The organism is Pseudoduganella albidiflava (genome assembly GCF_004322755.1).
Lineage (GTDB): Bacteria > Pseudomonadota > Gammaproteobacteria > Burkholderiales > Burkholderiaceae_D > Rugamonas > Rugamonas albidiflava.
The window spans coordinates 2682870-2702232 of sequence record NZ_CP036401.1 but is presented as its reverse complement, the minus strand read 5'-3'; the positions used below and the strand labels follow the sequence as shown (position 1 = coordinate 2702232).

General features: G+C 65.5%; 19 protein-coding genes. 11 read left to right on the top strand and 8 right to left on the bottom strand.

Annotation, left to right across the window (positions count from 1 at the left end):
• Positions 1–55 precede the first annotated feature (55 nt).
• The 4 genes from EYF70_RS11330 (at position 56) to EYF70_RS11315 (ending at position 4480) form a co-directional block, all read left to right on the top strand.
• Entirely contained in the window at positions 56–931 is an 876-nt protein-coding gene (locus EYF70_RS11330) for a transketolase (protein WP_131145497.1), read from the top strand.
• Positions 928–1926 carry a transketolase family protein gene (locus EYF70_RS11325; protein WP_131145496.1) on the top strand — a complete coding sequence of 333 codons (999 nt, stop codon included), beginning with the start codon at positions 928–930 and terminating at the stop codon, positions 1924–1926. The genes EYF70_RS11330 and EYF70_RS11325 overlap by 4 nt, the downstream gene beginning before the upstream one ends.
• Positions 1927–2023: 97 nt before the next feature.
• The gene (locus tag EYF70_RS11320; protein WP_131145495.1) at positions 2024–3346 is read left to right on the top strand and encodes an MFS transporter; all 1323 of its coding nucleotides are present in this window, start codon (positions 2024–2026) and stop codon (positions 3344–3346) included.
• A gap of 96 nt (positions 3347–3442) precedes the next feature.
• Positions 3443–4480: a porin gene (locus EYF70_RS11315; protein WP_131145494.1), complete on the top strand. Its 1038-nt coding sequence runs from the start codon at positions 3443–3445 to the stop codon at positions 4478–4480.
• Positions 4481–4740: 260 nt separating this feature from the next.
• Here the strand turns inward: EYF70_RS11315 and EYF70_RS11310 are convergent, their stop codons facing one another.
• The 3 genes from EYF70_RS11310 to uraH form a co-directional block, all read right to left on the bottom strand.
• Entirely contained in the window at positions 4741–6246 is a 1506-nt protein-coding gene (locus EYF70_RS11310; protein ID WP_131145493.1) for a nucleobase:cation symporter-2 family protein, read from the bottom strand.
• Between the two features lie 150 nt (positions 6247–6396).
• Positions 6397–7635: a urate hydroxylase PuuD gene (locus EYF70_RS11305; protein WP_131145492.1), complete on the bottom strand. Its 1239-nt coding sequence runs from the start codon at positions 7633–7635 to the stop codon at positions 6397–6399.
• A 199-nt stretch (positions 7636–7834) separates the two neighbouring features.
• The gene (gene uraH / locus EYF70_RS11300) at positions 7835–8191 is read right to left on the bottom strand and encodes a hydroxyisourate hydrolase (protein ID WP_131145491.1); all 357 of its coding nucleotides are present in this window, start codon (positions 8189–8191) and stop codon (positions 7835–7837) included.
• 194 nt (positions 8192–8385) lie between these two features.
• On the opposite strand from uraH, the gene EYF70_RS11295 reads away from it, so the two are divergent.
• From EYF70_RS11295 to EYF70_RS11280, 4 genes are read left to right on the top strand one after another with little or no spacing between them, the layout of a single operon-like run.
• A complete protein-coding gene (locus EYF70_RS11295) occupies positions 8386–9111 on the top strand; it encodes a GntR family transcriptional regulator (protein WP_131145490.1) in 726 nt (241 codons plus the stop codon).
• Between the two features lie 13 nt (positions 9112–9124).
• Entirely contained in the window at positions 9125–10069 is a 945-nt protein-coding gene (gene puuE, locus EYF70_RS11290; RefSeq protein WP_131145489.1) for an allantoinase PuuE, read from the top strand.
• Between the two features lies 1 nt (position 10070).
• Positions 10071–11858 (top strand): 2-oxo-4-hydroxy-4-carboxy-5-ureidoimidazoline decarboxylase, encoded by a 1788-nt coding sequence (gene uraD / locus EYF70_RS11285; RefSeq protein WP_131145488.1) that lies wholly within the window; start codon positions 10071–10073, stop codon positions 11856–11858.
• On the top strand, positions 11855–13099 hold the full coding sequence (locus EYF70_RS11280) for an ArgE/DapE family deacylase (RefSeq protein ID WP_229420815.1): 1245 nt from the start codon (positions 11855–11857) through the stop codon (positions 13097–13099). Before uraD ends, EYF70_RS11280 begins: the two co-directional genes overlap by 4 nt.
• 103 nt (positions 13100–13202) lie before the next feature.
• On the opposite strand, the gene EYF70_RS11275 is transcribed toward EYF70_RS11280, so the two are convergent.
• Entirely contained in the window at positions 13203–13508 is a 306-nt protein-coding gene (locus EYF70_RS11275) for a hypothetical protein (protein WP_131145487.1), read from the bottom strand.
• A gap of 111 nt (positions 13509–13619) precedes the next feature.
• Complete coding sequence (alaC, locus tag EYF70_RS11270; protein ID WP_131145486.1) at positions 13620–14828, bottom strand: alanine transaminase; 1209 nt, start codon at positions 14826–14828, stop codon at positions 13620–13622.
• Positions 14829–15055: 227 nt separating this feature from the next.
• Here alaC and EYF70_RS11265 point away from each other — a divergent pair, with 227 nt between their 5' ends.
• On the top strand, positions 15056–15664 hold the full coding sequence (locus EYF70_RS11265) for a PH domain-containing protein (protein WP_131145485.1): 609 nt from the start codon (positions 15056–15058) through the stop codon (positions 15662–15664).
• A 43-nt stretch (positions 15665–15707) separates the two neighbouring features.
• Here the strand turns inward: EYF70_RS11265 and EYF70_RS11260 are convergent, their stop codons facing one another.
• The gene (locus tag EYF70_RS11260; RefSeq protein WP_131145484.1) at positions 15708–16040 is read right to left on the bottom strand and encodes a hypothetical protein; all 333 of its coding nucleotides are present in this window, start codon (positions 16038–16040) and stop codon (positions 15708–15710) included.
• A 148-nt stretch (positions 16041–16188) separates the two neighbouring features.
• Between EYF70_RS11260 and EYF70_RS11255 the strand changes: the two genes are divergently transcribed.
• Positions 16189–16545, top strand: coding sequence for a translation initiation factor Sui1 (locus tag EYF70_RS11255; RefSeq protein WP_131145483.1), 357 nt, complete (start codon positions 16189–16191; stop codon positions 16543–16545).
• A 73-nt stretch (positions 16546–16618) separates the two neighbouring features.
• On the top strand, positions 16619–17197 hold the full coding sequence (locus tag EYF70_RS11250; protein WP_131145482.1) for a hypothetical protein: 579 nt from the start codon (positions 16619–16621) through the stop codon (positions 17195–17197).
• On the opposite strand, the gene EYF70_RS11245 is transcribed toward EYF70_RS11250, so the two are convergent.
• Both EYF70_RS11245 and pyk read right to left on the bottom strand, forming a co-directional pair.
• Positions 17190–17735 (bottom strand): GNAT family N-acetyltransferase, encoded by a 546-nt coding sequence (locus EYF70_RS11245; RefSeq protein ID WP_131145481.1) that lies wholly within the window; start codon positions 17733–17735, stop codon positions 17190–17192. The genes EYF70_RS11250 and EYF70_RS11245 overlap by 8 nt on opposite strands.
• Positions 17736–17847: 112 nt before the next feature.
• Positions 17848–19263: a pyruvate kinase gene (pyk, locus tag EYF70_RS11240; RefSeq protein ID WP_131145480.1), complete on the bottom strand. Its 1416-nt coding sequence runs from the start codon at positions 19261–19263 to the stop codon at positions 17848–17850.
• Positions 19264–19363 lie beyond the last annotated feature (100 nt).

The following is a 19363-nucleotide window of genomic DNA, read 5'->3' as shown; positions in this document are numbered from 1 at the left end:
TCCATTCTTACACTGGTTTCGTGACAAGACCAATGATTCGATACCGGAGACACCCATGAAACTTGCATCACCAGACGTGAACGTGCCCGACCAGCTGCCCGCCCTGCGGGGCGCCGCCCACCGCATCCGCCGCTTCGCGCTGCGCATGGGCGAGGTGCAGGGCCAGGGCTATGTCGGCCAGGCGCTCGGCATGGCCGACATCCTGGCCGTGGCCTACCGGCACGCGCTGCATTATCGTGCCGGCGAGCCGGAATGGGAAGGCCGCGACCGGTTCCTGCTGTCGCACGGCCATTATGCGATCGCCCTCTATGCCGCGCTGCTGGAGGCCGGCATCCTGCCCGAAGCCGAGCTGGAAACCTATGGCAGCGACGACAGCCGCCTGCCGATGTCCGGCATGGCCACCTATACGCCCGGCATGGAGATCTCTGGCGGCTCGCTGGGCCAGGGCCTGACGATCGCGGTCGGCATGGCGCTGGGCCTGCGCCAGAAGAACAACCCGGCGTTCGTCTACAACTCGATGTCGGACGGTGAGCTGGACGAAGGTTCGACCTGGGAAGCGGCACTGTCCGCCGCGCATTTCGGACTGGGCAACCTGATCACCCTGGTCGACATCAACAACCAGCAGGCCGACGGGCCGTCCAGCAAGATCCTCGGCTTCGAACCGCTGGCGCAGAAGTGGGAAGCGTTCGGCTGGCATGTGCAGCGCGCCGACGGCAACGACATGGCCGCCGTGCTGGCCGCCTTCGATGCCGCGCGCAACCATCCGGACCCGCAACCGCGCGTGATCCTGTTCGATACGCTGATGGGTTCCGGCGTGCCCTTCCTCGAACAGCGCGACAAGAACCACTTCATCCGGGTCGAGGCCGACGAATGGCAGCAAGCCATCGCGATCCTCGACGAGAAACAAGCCAAGGCAGGAGACCAGCAATGAACGCCCCCATGAGCAAACCGCGCCTGACCACGTCGGCGATGATCGCCTCCATCGCCAGCGAAGGCCAGCGCACCGTGTCCGCGCCGTTCGGCAACGCCCTGGTCGAGCTGGCCGGCCGCCGGCCCGACATCGTGGGCATGAGCGCCGACCTGGCCAAGTACACCGACCTGCACCTCTTTGCCAAGGAATTCCCCGAACGCTTCTTCCAGATGGGCATGGCCGAGCAGTTGCTGATGGGTGCCGCCGGCGGCATGGCGAAGGAAGGGTTTACGCCGTTCGTCACCACCTACGCGGTATTCGCGTCGCGCCGGGCCTACGACTTCATCCACCAGGTGATCGCCGAGGAGAACCTCAACGTGAAGATCGCCTGCGCGCTGCCCGGGCTCACCACCGGCTACGGCCCCAGCCACCAGGCTACCGAGGATATCGCCATCTTCCGCGGCGTGCCGGGCCTGACGATCGTCGATCCCTGCGATGCGCTCGATACCGAACAGGCCACGGTCGCCATTGCCGAGCACAAGGGACCGGTCTACATGCGGCTGCTGCGCGGGAAGGTACCGCTGGTGCTGGACGAGTACGATTACAAATTCGAACTGGGCAAGGCCAAGCTGCTGCGCGACGGGCGCGACGTGCTGATAATCTCCAGCGGCATCATGACCATGCGCGCACTGGAGACCGCGCAGGCGCTGAAGGACGATAATGTCGGCGTCGCCGTGCTGCACGTGCCGACCATCAAGCCGCTCGACACCGAAACCATCGTGCGCGAAGCGTCGCGCAGCGGGAGGCTGGTGGTGGTCGCCGAAAACCATTCGGTGATCGGCGGCCTGGGCGAGGCGGTGGCGGGCACGCTGCTGCGCGCGGGCGTGGCGCCGGCCTTCCGCCAGATCGCGCTGCCCGACGCCTTCCTCGACGCCGGCGCGCTGCCCACGCTGCACGACCGCTACGGCATCTCGACGCAAGCGATGGTGGCCAGCATCCGGTCCTGGCTGCGCTGAGCACCCGCTGTACCCATTGCACCGGGCAGCGATGCCCGGCATGCGCAAGGAGGCGGCAAGACTTCCGGCGCGATGACAGAACAATTTGGAGACACGCATGAAAACACCGATCGTCACACCCGCGGCAGGTGCCGCCTATCATTCCGGCGTCGACGACGTCGAAACCCGGGCCTATGCGAAAGTCACGCGCCGGCTCGTGCCCTTCCTGATGCTGTGCTACCTGGGCGCCTACCTGGACCGCGTCAACGTGGGCTTCGCCAAGCTGCAGATGCTGTCTGACCTGCAGTGGAGCGATACCGTCTACGGCCTGGGCGCCGGCGTCTTCTTCATCGGCTACTTCCTGTTCGAAGTGCCGAGCAACATGATCCTGCACCGCTTCGGCGCGCGCCGCTGGCTGGCGCGCATCATGATCACCTGGGCCATGATTTCCGCCAGCTTCGCCTTTGTCAGCTCGCCGACGATGTTCTACGTGCTGCGCTTCCTGCTCGGCGTGGCCGAAGCGGGCTTTGCGCCCGGCGTCATCCTGTATATCACCTACTGGTTCCCGTCCGCGCGGCGCGCCAAGGTGATGGGGCTGTTTTTCATGGCGATCCCGCTGGCGTCGATCGTCGGCGCGCCGCTGTCCGGCTGGATCATGGAAGCGTTCGCCGGCGTGCAGGGCCTGCGCGGCTGGCAGTGGCTGTTCGCGCTGGAAGCCATCCCGTCGCTGATCCTCGGTGTCACGATCCTGTTCTACCTGGACGACAGCATCGCCGGCGCGAAGTGGCTGTCGCCGGAGGAAAAGGCCGTCCTGCAGCGTAATATCGCCACGGAAAACGACGGCAAGGTGGCGCACCAGACGATCCGCGACTTCCTGGCCGACCGGCGCCTGTGGCTGCTGACCGGCATCTACTTCTGCATCGTGATGGGCCAGTACGGCCTGACCTTCTGGCTGCCGACGATCGTGCGGAACGCCGGCGCCACCGGCCTGTGGGAAGTCGGCATGCTGGCCGCGATCCCGTATGGCGTGGCGCTGGTCTGCCTGCCACTGGTGGGCCGCAACTCGGACCGTACCCGCGCTCGCCGCCTGCACTGCGGCGTGCCGATGCTGGCGGCCGCCGCGGCGCTCTTCGCACTGCCGTTCACCGACGGGATCGGCACCGCGCTGGCCCTGCTCAGCGTGGCGGCAGCCGGCGCCCTGTGCGGCACCTCGCAGTTCTGGGCGCTGCCGACGGCCTTCCTGGGCGGCATGACGGCGGCCGCCGGCATCGCCACCATCAACTGCATCGCCAACCTGGCCGGCTTCTTCTCGCCCTCGCTGGTGGGCTGGCTGAACGACTTCACCGGCAAGCAGGGTGCCGGCCTGATGCTCACCTCCGGCATGCTGCTGCTCGGCGCCTGCCTGGTCGTCCTGCTGCCGAAACAGGCCGTCGACCGCTGACCGCTTGCCGGGAGATCTCCCGGCAGTTCCCCTCGCTTTCCTTCACGACGCCCGCCCGGCAAGGGTCCGGCGCGTCCATAAAAAACCGGAGACACCATGAAACGCAAGCTCGCCTGGGGCGCGTGCGCCCTCGCCTGCGGCACCGCCGCGGCCCAATCGAATGTCAATGTGTATGGCCTGGTCGACATGAACGTCGGCGTGATTTCCGATGCCGGCGCCGATGGCGGCAACACGATTCGCGTCAATTCCGGCGGCATGAACACCTCGCGCCTCGGCTTCACCGGCAGCGAGGACCTGGGCGGCGGCCTGAAGGCGCTGTTCCAGCTGGAGATGGGTATCGCCGCCGATACCGGCGTGGCCGACACGCCGCTGTTCAAGCGCCAGGCCACCGTGGGCCTGGAAGGCCGCTGGGGCACCGTATTGCTGGGCCGCGCCTTCACCACCGTGTATGACTTCGTGCTGCCCTACGATCCGATGGGCTACGCGCCGCAATATTCCTGGGCACCAGCCGGCAATGCCAGCGGCGCCAGCAAGTACGGCATGGCCTTCGCGTTCGACAACCTGGTCAAGTATGCCGGCAAGACCGGCAACTGGGCCTACGGCGCCAGCTACGGCGCGGGCGAAGGCCGCTCGTCCGGCGATGGCAGCAAAGGCGCGGTGGCGGTCAACTACGCGAGCGGCCCATGGTCGGCAATGGCGGCCTATGAACGGATCAACGGCGTGCCCGACGCCGCCGGCGCCCGGGGCGACACCACGGCATGGCACCTGGGCGCGATGGTCTCGGCCGGCAACGTGAAACTGCACGCGGCGATGCGCGACTACCGGCAGGAAGGGGAAGGAAGGCCCGGCCTGAGGGCACGACTGTATTGGGCGGGAACGAACGTGATGGTAACGCCGGCCGTTACGCTGGCCGGCGTCGTGTACTACCAGGATGTGCGGCACGGGCCCATCGAAGCCGACCCGGTGATGGTCGTCGGGCGGGTGCGCTACGCGCTGTCGCGCCGCACCGACCTGTACGTCACCGCTGCGTACGCGAAGGCGGAACACGGCCAGCTGGTCGGACTCGCGCGGGACGAGGCCGGGTTCGGCAGCCGGCAGAAAAGCGTGCTGGCGGGAATCCAGCACCGGTTTTAGCCGGCATGCCCCTTGTGTGCTTACCCCACAGGCAAAGGCCGGGGTCAGGGTGGAGTACTGGCTGGCAGGCCAGTACCGCTGCGCCGGCAAGGAGCGATGCTCCTTGCCCCCCCGGCTACGCCCCAGCGGGGTGAAGCAGGGGTTTCGCGAAGCATGCTTCGCGCCTGCGGAACGGTGCTGGCATGCATGCCAGCACTCATTCCTGACCCCAGGCTCTGCACTTGGGGTTACTTCATGTGCTGCCGAATGACATGCTCTTATCAGGCGTGGGACAGGTGCCCCTCTTCCTGTCCCTCAGCTTCCTTTGTGCCGGACCCATTGAAGAACAGGTTCAGCACCACGGCCGCCACGGCGGTCAGCAGGATGCCCGATTCCAGCAGCGGGTGCAGGCTGTGCGCCATCTGCTGCGCCCAGTGCGGCGCCACCAAGGGAATCAGGCCGAAGCCGATCGACAGCGCGACGATGTAGAGGTTGAAGCGGTTGGTGCGGAAGTCGACACGGTTCAGGATGCGGATGCCCGCCGCAGCCACCATGCCGAACATCACGAGGCCGGCGCCGCCCAGCACGAACTGGGGAATCGCCTCGACCAGCGCGGCCAGCTTCGGCAGCATGCCCAGCACGATCATGATCACGCCGCCGGCCACGCACACCCAGCGGCTCTTCACGCCCGTCACCGCCACCAGCCCCACGTTCTGCGAGAAGCTGGTGTGCGGGAAGGTATTGAAGATGCCGCCGATCAGCGTGCCCAGGCCGTCCGTGCGCAGGCCGGCGGCCAGCTTCTGCTGGTCGACCTTGGTGCCGGTCATTTCGGACAGCGCCAGGAACATGCCGGCCGACTCGATCATCACCACGATCATCACGACCGTGAGCGTGAGGATCATCACGATATCGAAGGTGGGCGTGCCGAAGGCGAACGGCGTGACGAGCTCGAACCATTTGGCGCCTGCCACCTTGGCGAAGTTCATCTTGCCCATCGAATACGCCACTGCGCAGCCGGCAACGATGCCGAGCAATACGGAGATATTGCAGAGGAAGCCCTTGGCATAGCGCACCGTGAAGACGATGAACAGCAGCACGAAGGTGGCGATGGCCAGGTTGTCCAGCGCACCATAGTTCGGATTGGCCAGCGTAGGGATCGGGCCGGGCAGCTTGGTTGCCAGCGGCGCGGCGGAAGCGGCGGCGTCGGCCTTCAGCTGGTCGACCATCGTGACCAGGGTGGGCACATCGACCGCGCGCGCGGCGGAATCGGGGCCGCCCATCGCCCAGCCCACCCCCACGCGCATCAGCGTGATGCCGATGACGAGGATGATGGTGCCGGTGACGACGGGCGGGAAGAAGCGCAGCATCCGGCTCATCGCCGGCGCCAGCAGCAGGGCCAGCACGCCGGCACCGATGCCGGCGCCGAAGATGGCGCGGGCCCCATCCACGCCCGGGAGGCCGTTGGCGATCGCCACCATCGGGCCGACGGCGGCAAACGTCACCCCCATCATGACGGGCAGGCGGATGCCGAAGTACTTGGTCATGCCGAGCGACTGGATCAGCGTGACCAGGCCGCAGCAGAACAGGTCCGCCGAGATCAGCATAGTCACCTGTTCGGGCGACAGCTGCAGTGCGCGGCCGACGATCAGCGGCACGGCGATGGCGCCGGCATACATCACGAGGACGTGCTGCAGGCCCAGGGCGCCCAGGCGGCCGAGCGGCAGGCGCTCGTCGACCGGGTCCACCGGCGCGGATGTCCGGGCCGGGTCCAACTCTTGTTGCTTCATGCTTGTCTCCTGGTTGTTATATAGAACTTCAGAATGCATGCTGCTCATCGGCCGGACCCGGCACGTACTACACGTATTGCGCTTGCCGCCTGACTAGTTGACGGCTTACTTCATGACGGCTTGTTTCATGACGGCCTGTTTCATGACCGCTTATTCCGTCTTGGCACCATCCTCGTACCACTTCTTCAGCAGGTCGCGCTCGCCCGGAGTCATGCTCGTCGCGTTATTCAGCGGCATCAGCTTGACGACGACCGCCTGCTGGTAGAGGGCTTGCGCATGGCGCTTGATCTCGCCGGTGGAATCGAGGCGGATGCCCTTGCTCTGCATCGCCGCCGAGTGGCACATCACGCAGCGCTGGTCGACCACGGCCTTCACCTTGGCGAACGGGTTTTGCGCGACAGCGGCCGTGGCATCGCCCGCGGCTGCCGGAGCCGCCGCTTCGACCGGTGCTTCGGCCTGTGGCGCCGGGACCAGCCAGATGATCAGTGCGACCATCGCAGCGGTACCGCCGAAGGCGTGTTCCCAGGGAACGCGCTTGCCATGTACCAGCGCCTTGTGGCGGGCCACGAAGCTGTGGCGGATCAGGGCGCCCGTCATCATCATCAGCACCAGCACGATCCAGTTGTGTTCACCGGAGTACAGGAAGCCGTAGTGGTTCGACAGCATCGCGAACAGCACCGGCAGCGTGAAGTAGGTGTTGTGCACCGAACGCTGCTTGGCGCGCCAGCCGTAGATCGGGTCGACCGGCTCGCCGGCCTTCAGCTGCTTCACGACCTTGCGCTGGCCTGGAATGATCCAGAAGAACACGTTGGCGCTCATCGCGGTGGCCATCATCGCGCCCACCAGCAGGAAGGCGGCACGGCCGGCGAACAGCTGGCAGGCCAGCCACGAGGCGAACACCACGAAGCCGAACACGATCAGGCCCACCTTCATGTCGCCGTTCTTGGTGCGGCCCAGCGAACGGCAGATGGTGTCGTAGATCAGCCAGAACACGACCAGGAAGGCCAGCGCGCCGATCACGGCCGACTGGGCCGGCCAGTCGTACACGGTCTTGTCGACCATGAAGGTGCCGGCGTTGAACAGGTACAGCACCGTGAACAGCCCGAAGCCGGACAGCCAGGTGGCGTAGCTCTCCCAGTAGAACCAGTGCAGGTGATCCGGCATGGACTTGGGTGCGACGAGGTATTTCTGCGGGTGGTAGAAACCACCGCCGTGGACGGCCCACAATTCGCCGTCGACGCCCTTGGCGACCAGGTCGGGCGCGGTGGGCTTCTCGAGACTGTTATCGAGGAAAACAAAGTAGAACGACGCGCCGATCCAGGCGATCGCGGTAATGACGTGGGTCCAGCGCAGCAGCAGGTTGACCCAGTCCATCAAGTACATATCCATAGAGCCTCAAACAAGCAGAGAAGCACGGTGTGAAAACCGTACTGTCCCCTCACCACAGCGGGCTCTGTGTGGGGCAAATCATCGCAACCATCGGCGGCGCCCTGGGGGCGGTACCGGTGTGCTCCGCGGCGACACTAGTAACTGTATACGATCCAGTCTTCGCTGGATATACGTTAGCTAACTTATTGGCTGATGTGGTTCAGGAACCACGGTAAGTCGAATACGACCACGGGCTGACCAGCAGCGGCACGTGGTAGTGGCCGGCCGCGTCGGCGATGCCGAAGTCGAGCGGTACCTCGTCGAGGAAGGCCGGTTCCGGCAGGCGCACGTCGCGGCCGCGGAAGTATTCCGCGACCGAGAACACCAGGCGGTAGCGGCCGACCGCCATCGTTTCCGCATTCAGCAGAGGACCGCCATCGTTGCGGCCGTCGGCATTCAGCGTCAGGCTCTTGATCGTGGTGACGGTGTCGCCATCGATGCGCTGCAGCTGCACACGCATGCCGGCGGCCGGGCAGCCGTGCATCGTGTCCAGTACGTGGGTGCTCAAATGTCCCATGGGGCTCCTTTTTCTCAGTATGGGCCGGCGGGATTGCCGGCGTGGCTTATGACAATCAGTGCAAAAACTTCACACAAGCATCAATGTACAGGATTGCATACACTTTTTGCTTTTCTTTTTTTGAAAAGTGTATACACTCTGGTTCACATGTCAACCAGTTTATGTTCTGCTCACCTGTTCCGATCACTCGATTCATGACCCGAACCCGCACCCAACTGAAGATCGTCGCCAGCGACCTGGCACCGGATGCGCATGCGCCGGCGGCCGGCGCCACCCAGCGCATCGTCGATTCGATCACCGCCGCGATCGCCGAACGCCGGCTGATGCCGGGCACCAAGCTGTCCGAACAGAAGATCGGCGACCTGTTCGAAGTTTCCAGGACCGTGGTCCGGCAAGCGTTGAACCAGCTGAGCCGCGACCGCCTGGTGGTGCTGGAACCGGCGCGCGGCGCTTTTGTCGCCACCCCCACCGCCGAGGAAGCGCGCGACGTGTTCGAGATGCGCAGCATCCTGGAGACGGCCGTGACCAAGCGGCTGTGCGCCACCATCACGGACGAGCAGATCCGCCAGCTGCGCGAACACCTCGCGCTGGAGGGCGCCGCCGTCAGCGATGCGGCGGTGCCGGGGCGTACACGGCTGCTGGCGGACTTCCACCTCGTGCTGGCCCGCATGCTGGGCAACGAGGTGCTGACGCAGATGCTGAGCGAACTGCTGACCCGTTCCTCGCTGATCGCGCTGATGCACCAGTCGTCGCACTCGGCCGGCGAGTCGCACAGCGAGCACGTGGCGATCGTCGACGCCTTCGAGCGGCGCGACGTGAAGGCGGCGGTGCGCCTGGTGGGCAAGCACCTCGTCAACGTGCAGCACAACCTGAACCTGGATCCGCAGCAGGTGGATCTGGCCGAAATCCTTAACCGATAGAAGAAGAGCAAACATGAATCCTCGCTATCCACGCGACCTGAAAGGATATGGCCGCGAGCGGCCGCAGGCGAACTGGCCGGGCGGCGCGCGCGTTGCCGTGCAGTTCGTGCTGAACTATGAAGAAGGCGGCGAGAACTCCGTGCTGCACGGCGATGCCGGCAGCGAGCAGTTCCTGTCCGAGATGTTCAACCCGGCCGCGTTCCCCGACCGCCACCTGTCGATGGAAGGCATCTACGAATACGGCTCGCGCGCCGGCGTATGGCGCATCCTCCGGGAATTCGAGAAGCGTGGCCTGCCGCTGACGATCTTCGGCGTGGGCATGGCGCTGGAGCGCTGCCCGGAAGTGACGGCCGCCTTCGTGGAACTGGGTCACGAGATCGCCTGCCACGGCTGGCGCTGGATCAGTTACCAGAATGTCGACGAAGCCACCGAGCGCGAACACATGGCGCTGGGCATGCAGGCCATCGAAAAGCTGACGGGCGCACGCCCGCTGGGCTGGTACACGGGCCGCGACAGCCCCAACACGCGCCGCCTGGTGGCCGACTACGGCGGCTTCGAGTACGACAGCGATTACTATGGCGACGACCTGCCGTTCTGGCTGGACGTGCGCAAGACCGACGGCACCCGCGCGCCGCAGCTGGTGGTGCCGTACACGCTGGACTGCAACGACATGCGCTTCGCCCTGCCCCAGGGTTACTCGCACGGCGATCCATTCTTCCAGTACCTGAAGGATGCCTTCGACGTGCACTACGAGGAAGGCGCCGAGACACCGACCATGATGAGCATCGGCATGCATTGCCGCCTGCTGGGCCGCCCCGGCCGCATGAAGTCGCTGCAGCGCTTCCTCGACTATATCGGCCAGCATGACCACGTGTGGGTCGCCCGCCGCATCGATATCGCGCGCCACTGGAAAGAGGCGCATCCATTCAACCCCGACACCGCTTTCGCCTGGGACTAATATGCCTCATCCAATGCTGACCCTGGAACAACTGAACAGCGCCACGCAGGCCGACTTCACGGCCTTTCTCGATGGCGTCTATGAACACTCGCCGTGGATCGCCGAGCAGACCTGGCACGCCCGCCCGTTCGCCAGCCTGGCGCACCTGAAGCGCGCACTGATCGAAACGCTGCGCAGCTCCCCGCACGAAGCCCGGCTGGGCCTCATCAAGGCCCACCCGGAGCTGGCCGGCAAGGCGATGGTCACGAAATCGCTGACCGCTGAATCCACCAACGAGCAAAGCAAGGCCGGCCTCACCGATTGCACGCCGGAGGAATTCCAGCGCATCCAGCAATTGAACGCCGACTACAACGCGAAGTTCGGCTTTCCGTTCATCCTGGCCGTGCGCGGCCCGCGCGGCCTGGGCCTGAACCGGCACGAGATCATCGCCACGTTCGCCCGCCGCCTGAACAATCCGGTGGAGTTCGAGTTCGACGAAGCGCTGCGCAACATCCACCGCATCGCCGAGATCCGCCTGAACGACAAATTCGCCACCGAGCCGGTGCTCGGCAACCTGGTGTGGGACTGGCACGAGGAACTGGCGCGGCACACGGAAACCGGCTACGCCGAGCGCGGCGAACTGTGCGTCACCTACCTGACCGATGCGCACCGCGCCGCCGCCCGCGAGCTGGCCAGCCGCATGCGGGAAGAATGCGGCTTCGATGAAGTCACCATCGATGCCGTCGGCAACGTCGTCGGCGTCTACTTCGGCAGCGACCCGCAGGCGAAACGCCTGCTGACCGGCTCCCATTACGACACCGTGCGCAACGGCGGCAAGTACGACGGCCGCCTGGGCATCCTGGTACCGATGGCCTGCGTGCGCGAACTGCACCGCGCCGGCCGCCGCCTGCCCTACGGCATCGAGGTGGTCGGCTTCGCCGAAGAGGAAGGCCAGCGCTACAAGGCCACCTTCCTCGGTTCGGGCGCGCTGACCGGGCACTTCGACAAGGCCTGGCTCGACCAGCTCGACGCCGACGGCGTGCCGATGCGCGCGGCGATGGCCGCCGCGGACCTCGACATTTCCGCCATCGATGCGCTGCAGCGCGATCCGTCGCGCTACCTCGGCTTCGTCGAGACGCATATCGAGCAGGGCCCGGTACTGAACGACCTGGACCTGCCGCTGGGGATCGTCACCTCCATCAACGGCAGCGTGCGCTACGTGGGCCAGGTCACCGGCATGGCCAGCCACGCCGGCACCACGCCGATGACGATGCGCCGCGACGCCGCCGCGGCCGCCGCCGAACTGGTGCTGTACGCGGAAAAGCGCGGCGGTGCCGTGCAGGACCTGGTGGCCACCGTCGGCATGCTGGAAGTGCCGAACGGTTCCATCAACGTGGTGCCGGGCCGCTGCCGCTTCAGCCTGGACGTGCGCGCCACGACCAACGAGGTGCGCGACGCCGCCGCCGCCGACATCCGCAAGGAACTGGCCGCGATCTGCGAACGCCGCGGCCTGCAGTACACGCTGGAAGAAACCATGCAGGCCGATGCCGCGCCGTGCGCGCCGGAATGGCGCGTGCGCTGGGAAAGCGCCGTCGAGGCGCTCGGCCTGCCCGTGTTCCGCCTGCCGAGCGGCGCGGGACATGACGCGATGATGCTGCACCGCGTGATGCCGCAGGCCATGCTGTTCCTGCGCGGCCTGAACGCCGGCATCAGCCACAACCCGCTGGAATCCATCACCAACGACGATACGGAACTGTGCGTGCGCGCATTCCAGAACCTTCTCAATCAACTCGCTTCGGACCTGACATGACCACCAACATGACCACCTCTGCCCCTTACGCTTCGCTCGACGCCTGGATCGACGCGCACTTCGACGAACAGGTGCGCTTCCTGCAGGCACTGGTGCAGGTGCCGACCGACACGCCACCCGGCAACAACGCGCCGCACGCCGAGCGCACCGCCGACCTGCTGAAGGAATTCGGCTTCGACGCCGAGCAGCACGCCGTGCCGGAAGAGCGCACCCGCGCGGCCGGCCTGGAAACCATCACCAACCTGGTGGTGCGCCGCAAGTACGGTGAAGGCCGTACGGTGGGCCTGAACGCCCACGGCGACGTGGTGCCGCCGGGCGAAGGCTGGACGCAGGACCCGTACGGCGGCAACGTCGTCGACGGCAAGCTGTATGGCCGCGCCGCCGCCGTGTCCAAGTGCGACTTCGCCACCTTCACCTTCGCCACCCGCGCGCTGGAAGCGCTGGGCGCCCCGCTGAAGGGCGGCGTGGAACTGTACTTCACGTACGACGAGGAATTCGGCGGCGAACTGGGCCCGGGCTTCCTGCTGGAGAACAAGCTGGCCAAGCCGGACGTGCTGATCGCCGCGGGCTTCAGCTACCAGGTGGTGACGGCCCACAACGGCTGCCTGCAGATGGAAGTGACGGTGCACGGCAAGTCTGGCCACGCGGCCGTGCCGGAAACCGGCGTCGACGCGCTGCAGGCGGCCACGAAAATCCTCACCGCGCTGTATGACCAGAACCGCCAGTACAAGGAAATCCGCAGCAACGTCAAGGGCATCAACCACCCGTACGTGAACATCGGCCTGATCGAGGGCGGCACGAACACCAACGTGGTGCCGGGCAAGGTGGTCATGAAAGTCGACCGGCGCATGATCCCGGAAGAAAATCCGGCCGAAGTGGAAGCCAAGCTGCACCGCGTGATGAAGGAAGCCGTGGCCGATTGCCAGGGCGTGACGATCGAGATCCGCCGCATGCTGCTGGCCAACGCGCTGCAACCGCTGCCGGGCAATGCCCCGCTGGTCGATGCGCTGGCGCGCCACGCCACCGCCGTGTTCGACGAAGAGATCGGCGCCGCCGGTACCCCGCTGTACACGGACGCCCGCCTGTTCGGCGAAGCCGGCGTGCCCGCCGTGCTGTACGGCGCCGGCCCGCGCACCGTGTCGGAATCGAACGCCAAGCGCGGCGACGAGCACATCGTGCTGGAAGACCTGCGCCGCGCGACCAAGGTCGTCGCCCGCACGCTGTTCGATCTGCTGGATTAAGTTTTAGATCAGTGGATGAAGAAAGCCCGGCCTCGCGAGAGGTCGGGCTTTTTTGTTGGCTGAGGCAGCCGGTGCAAGCGGTGCCCCGCCGGCCTGTCGTGGACTAACGATAGTCCGTCACCGCGTCATTGGCGTGATTCTCGATCACGGCAAGCATCGCGGGATCGCGCTGGTACCTTGTGCGAAGTGCCCGCAACTGGCGGCTGGCGGCACCACAGTACTTCCGTACGTTTCGCTCGATCTCGCGCTTTTGATCTTCCGGCAATTCCCCATCGTATTCACCGCCCAGATGCTCGCAAGCTTGCGCATTCGCGACGAAGACTTTGATATCGCGCGGGAGCGATTTCGAACCGCAGAGTGCTGGAAGGTGGATGGCAAAGAGGATCGTGAAGATCAGGTGAAATCGCATGCCATCCTCCAGAAGTCCATTGCCGCGATCCGCCGCTTGCGCAGGCTGGCTACGCGCTGCCATCCCGCACGATGAAGGGGCGCCGTTTGAAACATGGCGCCCTGTGACCGGCTAGGCGGCAGCGGGCGCCGGCTCGCGCAGCATCGCTCGTATGCCCCGCAATCCCTGCCGGATGCGGGCTTCGTTCTCGATCAGGGCGAAGCGGACATATTCATCGCCGTACTCGCCGAAACCGATGCCCGGCGAGACGCAGACCTTGGCCTGCGCCAGCAGGCGCGTGGAAAATTCCAGCGATCCCAGGTGGCGGTACGGCTCTGGAATGCGCGCCCAGATATACATCGACGCCTTGGGTTTTTCCACCGGCCAGCCGGCTTCGTTCAAGCCCTTCACCAGCACGTCGCGCCGGCGCTGGTATTGCGCGCAGATGTCGCTCACGCACTGCTGGTCGCCTTCCAGCGCCGCGATGGCTGCAACCTGGACCGGGGTGAAACTGCCGTAGTCGTGATAGCTCTTGATCCGGGCCAGCGCGGCCACGAGTTCCTTGTTGCCGACCATGAAACCGATGCGCCAGCCAGCCATGTTGTAGCTTTTCGAGAGCGTGAAGAATTCAACGGCGACGTCGCGCGCGCCGGGCACCTGCATGATCGACGGCGCCTTCCAGCCATCGTAGACGATATCCGCGTAGGCCAGGTCGTGCACGACGAGGATGTCGTGCTGCCTGGCCAGGGCCACCACGCGCTCGAAGAAATCGAGTTCCACGCACTGCGCCGTGGGGTTCGATGGAAACCCGAGGACCATCATTTTCGGCTTCGGGTAGCTTTCCCGGATTGCCCGTTCCAGTTCCAGGAAAAAATCGACACCGGGGGTCATGCGCACCGAGCGGATATCGGCGCCGGCAATCACCGCGCCCCAGATATGAATGGGATAACTGGGATTGGGCACCAGCACGGTATCGCCACGGTCCAGCGTCGCCAGCATCAGGTGGGCCAGGCCCTCCTTCGAGCCGATGGTGACGATGGCTTCGGAATCGGGATCGATGTCCACGTCGTAGCGCTTCTTGTACCAGTGCGAGATGGCCCGGCGCAGGCGCGGGATGCCTTTCGAACTGGAGTAGCCGTGCGTGTCCGGCCGCTGGACCGTGTCGGTGAGTTTCTGGACGATATGGGCCGGCGTGGCGCCGTCCGGGTTACCCATCGACATGTCGATGATGTCTTCGCCGCGGCGGCGCGCCGCCATTTTCAGTTCGGCGGTGATATTGAAGACGTAAGGAGGCAGGCGATCGATGCGCGAAAAGCTGCGCGGAGTGCGGGATGTAGTCATGGATGATGTTCACGTAAGCGCCCGGAACCGTCCGAGCGACGCTGATGCATTATTTGCATCGAAAGCCATCATACGAGAAAGCCGGTTCCGATGACAAGTGCCTTTTGAACCCAGCCTCGCGAACGGACCAGGCATCTCCTGCGCCGGGATCCGGCGGGACTCGCTGGCCCATATTCTTCGACACCAAATAATGTTAATGTGGCCGTTTTCACCACAAGAGGGATGTCATGTTCAAGAAATTCGCAGCGGACGCACTGGGCATCAGCGATGTCGGCGTCATCGTCGGCCCGGCCGACTACAACAAGGTCGACGCGGACGACTACCTGTTCAGCGAGGACGGCGAACAGATCTTCTTCCTCATCAAGAGCAAGATGGACGAATACTGCTTCACCAACCTGGCGCTGATCCACGTGGACGGCGACTCGGCCGTGTCGTCGAAGCGCACGATCAAGCGCTTCGAGTACGCCTCGCACCAGATTTCCGGCGTCAGCATCGAGACCGCCGGCACGCTGGACATGGACATCGAGCTGAAATTCAACCTCGACGAGACGCGCTTCTCGATCGACGTGAAGAAGTCCTTCATCGAACAGCTCAAGGATGTCTACAAGGCCCTGATCACCATCGGCAAGCAGCAGCGGCGCGATGCCGTCTGCCGCAAGCATGCGCTGCAGGCACTGGAAGCCACCACCTCGGTCCACAAGCTCAATATTGCTCCCGAAGGCGGTACGCTGACCACCCAGTTCAATGCCTTGCTGGACGCGCTGAACACCGCCGTGCTCGATACCCACACCAAGCGCGATTTCAGCGACGTGTTCACGAAGTACATCCACAACTGAGCGTAGTTGAGGAACGTGCCGGGCGCCTGTGTCGCCCGGTGCGTCAGGCGCGGTACGTGGCGCTGATGAAGGCCAGCGTCAGCGGGATGGCCGCGATCGCGATGAACAGCGGCATGAGCGCGAGCAGGCGGCGCCCGCGACCGGCACGTGGATTGCGGACCATCAACTGCTTGTACGACCTGACGCCGAGATAGATGGCCAGCGGGCAGAGCACGAAGAACGGCAGCACGGCCCAGCCGGTCACGAACAGCAGCAGGGAACAAAGCAGCGACAGGAACGCCATGTACGTGATGTGGAAACGGATGGGTGATTCGCAAGCATAGCACCAGCCATGGCGCTTCCCGGCGCACCGTTCGCGTGCGCCAGCCGAAGCCATGCTTTCACTTCCCTGTTTCGAACCGCTGCGCCAATCTCCTCTTTCGATCCCCTCTTTCAAGCCCGTGTATCATTCAGGAACTTTGCAACCAGCAGCAGATTTCCACGACCAGAGACAGGCGTCGGTCCGCCGGATCGACGGGCAATCCATGAAGAACAATTCAACAGGTGGCCTGGTGTATTCCACCGAGACGGGGCGCATGTGTCCCGGCTGCCGCCAGCCGGTGGCGGCATGCCAGTGCAAGGCCGCGGCCGCGCCGAAAGGCGATGGCGTGGTGCGCGTATCGCACGTGAGCAAGGGCCGGGGCGGCAAGACCGTCACGGTCGTCAAGGGCGTGGCGCTCGACGCGGTGGCGCTGGCCGCCCTGGGCAAGCAGTTGCGCACCGCATGCGGCTCCGGCGGCACGGTGAAGGATGGCGTGATCGAGATACAGGGCGATCACTGCGATCTCGTCATGGAGGCGCTGCGCAAGCATGGCCACGATCCGAAACGTGCCGGCGGCTGATCGCTTGAACCCCGCATCTTTTCACCGGCGCGCGCCCCGCGGCGGCCATCCTCCAGACCATTACAGAATGCCTATGAAAACAATCTGCTTTGCGGCCACCATGGTCTTCGCGACGGTGACCTGGGCCGCGCCGGCAGCGCCGGCAGCACCTGTGCAGACGCGCGACGTGCCCGTCAACGTCTTCATGCAGGGCCGCCTGCCGCAGCCGATCGCGCTGAACGTGCCGGTACCCGTCCAGTACGCGCAGTCGAAGGTCAAGCGGATCGGCTATTCCTACTGGATGCGCCCGGAAGACGCGGCCACCGCCACCGCCGACAAGCTGCCCGCCGCCCACGGGTACATGTACGGCTCGATGGCCACCAGCGTCACCTACGATGCGCGCTACAAGGTGTTCTACGGCATCGACGATCCCGGGTCGCTGAACAAGCTGAAGGAGTCGGCCACCAATGTGCAGGTCCGGCAATTCAAGGATGGCAAGCATCCGGCCGTGATGATCTCGATGATCAGCCGGAGCACCGGGCAGCCGGCCTACTTCATGTACATGTCCACCGGCGTGAACAAGGACGTGTTCTTCCTGGTCCTGCGTGCGCCGGACGGCCGCCCGGATATCGGCGCGGCCGTGTGGGAAAAGCTGGCGCAGAACATCAAGTAAGCGTTGCCGTGTCCAGCGGCCGCGCCATGTACACCGCGCCTTCGCCATAGGTGGCCAGCCGGGCACGTTGCCCGGCATCCCGCAACGGCTGAACGACATAGCCACGCCGTGCCCAGAAGTCCCGCGAGTCCTGCACCGACACCAGCGCGGTAGAGCGAAGGCCGGCAGCGCGGCCCTGTTCCCACAGCCGGTCGAGCAGCGCCTGCGCCAGGCCCTGCCCCGCGCAGGCCGGGTGGACCGCCATGTCGTGCAGGTACAGCGTGTCCGCCACGCCGTCCGGCACCTGGAAATCGCCGTGCAGCGGCGTGATTTTCCCGTACGACGAGCGATATGCGGCCAGATACGCGCACACCTTCCCATCACGCTCGTACACCAGTGAGCAATTCGCTGGACTGGCCAGGCGCCGCAGGTACACGTCGCCGCTTTCGATGAATGCGTCGCCGTAGCAGGCCCGCTGGATATCCAGCAGGGTTGGCAGGTCGTCAGGATGGAGTGCGCGCAGGATGGGCGCGGATGGAGCGGGGATCAGGTTCGGCATGGTCGACGGCAATGGAGGCGGGATGTTACCGCATCCCGCGCCGGCGAGCCCACCAAAGAAAAAGGGACAGGCCCCACGCCTGTCCCCTCCCCCATTCCACAGCAAAAACAGATTACTCCACGCGCACCACGTGCAGCAGGTTGGTCTTCCCGGCTGAGCCGGAAGGATAGCCGGCGATCACCACTACGTCGTCGCCGAGCGTGGCAAGGCCGCATTGCACGGCGGCGGCCGGCGCGTCGGCGATCATGCCGCCCAGCGTCGTCGCCTCGTCGAACGGCATCGGGTGCACGCCCCACGCGATCGCCAGCCGGCGGGCGATCGCAGGTTGCGGCGTCAGCGCCAGGATCGGAGTGTTCGGCCGCTCACGGCTGGCGCGCAGGCAGCTGGCGCCAGAAAGCGTGTAGGTCACCGTGGCGGCGGGCTTCAGCAGCCGGTCGACGCGGCGCAGCGCGCAGCAGATCGCGTCCGCCGTCGTCGCCGTCGCCGGCGAATGGCTGGCATCGAGTCCCTCGCGCCACAGCGGGTCCTGTTCCACTTCGGTGATCACATTGTCCATCACCGTCACGGATTCGACCGGGAACTGGCCGGAAGCCGATTCGGCGGACAGCATCACCGCGTCGGCGCCCTGGTAGATCGCGGTCGCCACGTCGGAGACTTCGGCGCGCGTCGGTACCGGCGCGGCGATCATCGACTCCAGCATCTGCGTGGCGACGACGACCGGCTTGCCGGCCGCACGGGCCGCATGCACGATGCGCCGCTGCAGCACCGGCACCTGGTGCGCCGGCAATTCCACGCCCAGGTCGCCACGCGCCACCATGATGCCGTCGGCCAGCGCGACGATGCCATCCAGTGCATCGATCGCGGCGGGCTTTTCCAGCTTGGCCATGATCCACGCCTTGTCGCCGACCAGTGCGCGCGCCTCGGTGATGTCTTCCGGGCGCTGCACGAACGACAGCGCCACCCAGTCCACGCCCAGTTCCAGCCCGAAGGCCAGGTCGGCACGGTCCTTTTCCGTCAGCGGAGAGATCGGCAGCACCACGCCCGGCACGTTGACGCCCTTGCGGTCGGACAGCACGCCACCGGTCAGCACCGTGGTTTCGGCATAATCGGCGCTGCAGGCATCGACGCGCAGGCGCAGCTTGCCGTCGTCGAGCAGCAGGTCGGTGCCCGGGTGCAGCGCGGCGAAGATTTCCGGGTGCGGCAGGCAGGCGCGCGAGCCATCGCCTTCGGCCGGATCGAGATCCAGGCGGAACGGCGCGCCATCGCGCAGCTGCACCTTGCCGCCGGCCAGGCGGCCGATGCGCAGCTTGGGACCCTGCAAGTCCATCAGGATGCCGATCGGCCGGCGGATTTCCTTCTCCACCTCGCGGATGGTGCGATAACGCTCGGCATGGTCGGCATGGCTGCCGTGGCTGAAATTGAGCCGGAAGACATCGGCGCCGGCCTTGGCCAGCGCATAAATCGATTGGTACGTGGAACTGGCCGGCCCGAGGGTGGCCAGTATCCGTGAGCGGCGCTTGCGCAGCATGCATTCTCCAGGGTGTTAAATAGTCAAGGCAACGGGGATCAAGGCAGCGGATTCAAAGCGGCAGAATCACCGCAGCGGAATCACAGCATCAGTATCACAG

Bases quoted from the DNA above. Each gene is read 5' to 3' on its own strand.
- EYF70_RS11330 (WP_131145497.1), top strand. From the start codon at position 56: ATGAAACTTGCATCACCAGACGTGAACGTGCCCGACCAGCTGCCCGCC.
- EYF70_RS11325 (WP_131145496.1), top strand. From the start codon at position 928: ATGAACGCCCCCATGAGCAAACCGCGCCTGACCACGTCGGCGATGATC.
- EYF70_RS11320 (WP_131145495.1), top strand. From the start codon at position 2,024: ATGAAAACACCGATCGTCACACCCGCGGCAGGTGCCGCCTATCATTCC.
- EYF70_RS11315 (WP_131145494.1), top strand. From the start codon at position 3,443: ATGAAACGCAAGCTCGCCTGGGGCGCGTGCGCCCTCGCCTGCGGCACC.
- EYF70_RS11310 (WP_131145493.1), bottom strand. From the start codon at position 6,246: ATGAAGCAACAAGAGTTGGACCCGGCCCGGACATCCGCGCCGGTGGAC.
- EYF70_RS11305 (WP_131145492.1), bottom strand. From the start codon at position 7,635: ATGGATATGTACTTGATGGACTGGGTCAACCTGCTGCTGCGCTGGACC.
- uraH (WP_131145491.1), bottom strand. From the start codon at position 8,191: ATGGGACATTTGAGCACCCACGTACTGGACACGATGCACGGCTGCCCG.
- EYF70_RS11295 (WP_131145490.1), top strand. From the start codon at position 8,386: ATGACCCGAACCCGCACCCAACTGAAGATCGTCGCCAGCGACCTGGCA.
- puuE (WP_131145489.1), top strand. From the start codon at position 9,125: ATGAATCCTCGCTATCCACGCGACCTGAAAGGATATGGCCGCGAGCGG.
- uraD (WP_131145488.1), top strand. From the start codon at position 10,071: ATGCCTCATCCAATGCTGACCCTGGAACAACTGAACAGCGCCACGCAG.
- EYF70_RS11280 (WP_229420815.1), top strand. From the start codon at position 11,855: ATGACCACCAACATGACCACCTCTGCCCCTTACGCTTCGCTCGACGCC.
- EYF70_RS11275 (WP_131145487.1), bottom strand. From the start codon at position 13,508: ATGCGATTTCACCTGATCTTCACGATCCTCTTTGCCATCCACCTTCCA.
- alaC (WP_131145486.1), bottom strand. From the start codon at position 14,828: ATGACTACATCCCGCACTCCGCGCAGCTTTTCGCGCATCGATCGCCTG.
- EYF70_RS11265 (WP_131145485.1), top strand. From the start codon at position 15,056: ATGTTCAAGAAATTCGCAGCGGACGCACTGGGCATCAGCGATGTCGGC.
- EYF70_RS11260 (WP_131145484.1), bottom strand. From the start codon at position 16,040: ATGGCTTCGGCTGGCGCACGCGAACGGTGCGCCGGGAAGCGCCATGGC.
- EYF70_RS11255 (WP_131145483.1), top strand. From the start codon at position 16,189: ATGAAGAACAATTCAACAGGTGGCCTGGTGTATTCCACCGAGACGGGG.
- EYF70_RS11250 (WP_131145482.1), top strand. From the start codon at position 16,619: ATGAAAACAATCTGCTTTGCGGCCACCATGGTCTTCGCGACGGTGACC.
- EYF70_RS11245 (WP_131145481.1), bottom strand. From the start codon at position 17,735: ATGCCGAACCTGATCCCCGCTCCATCCGCGCCCATCCTGCGCGCACTC.
- pyk (WP_131145480.1), bottom strand. From the start codon at position 19,263: ATGCTGCGCAAGCGCCGCTCACGGATACTGGCCACCCTCGGGCCGGCC.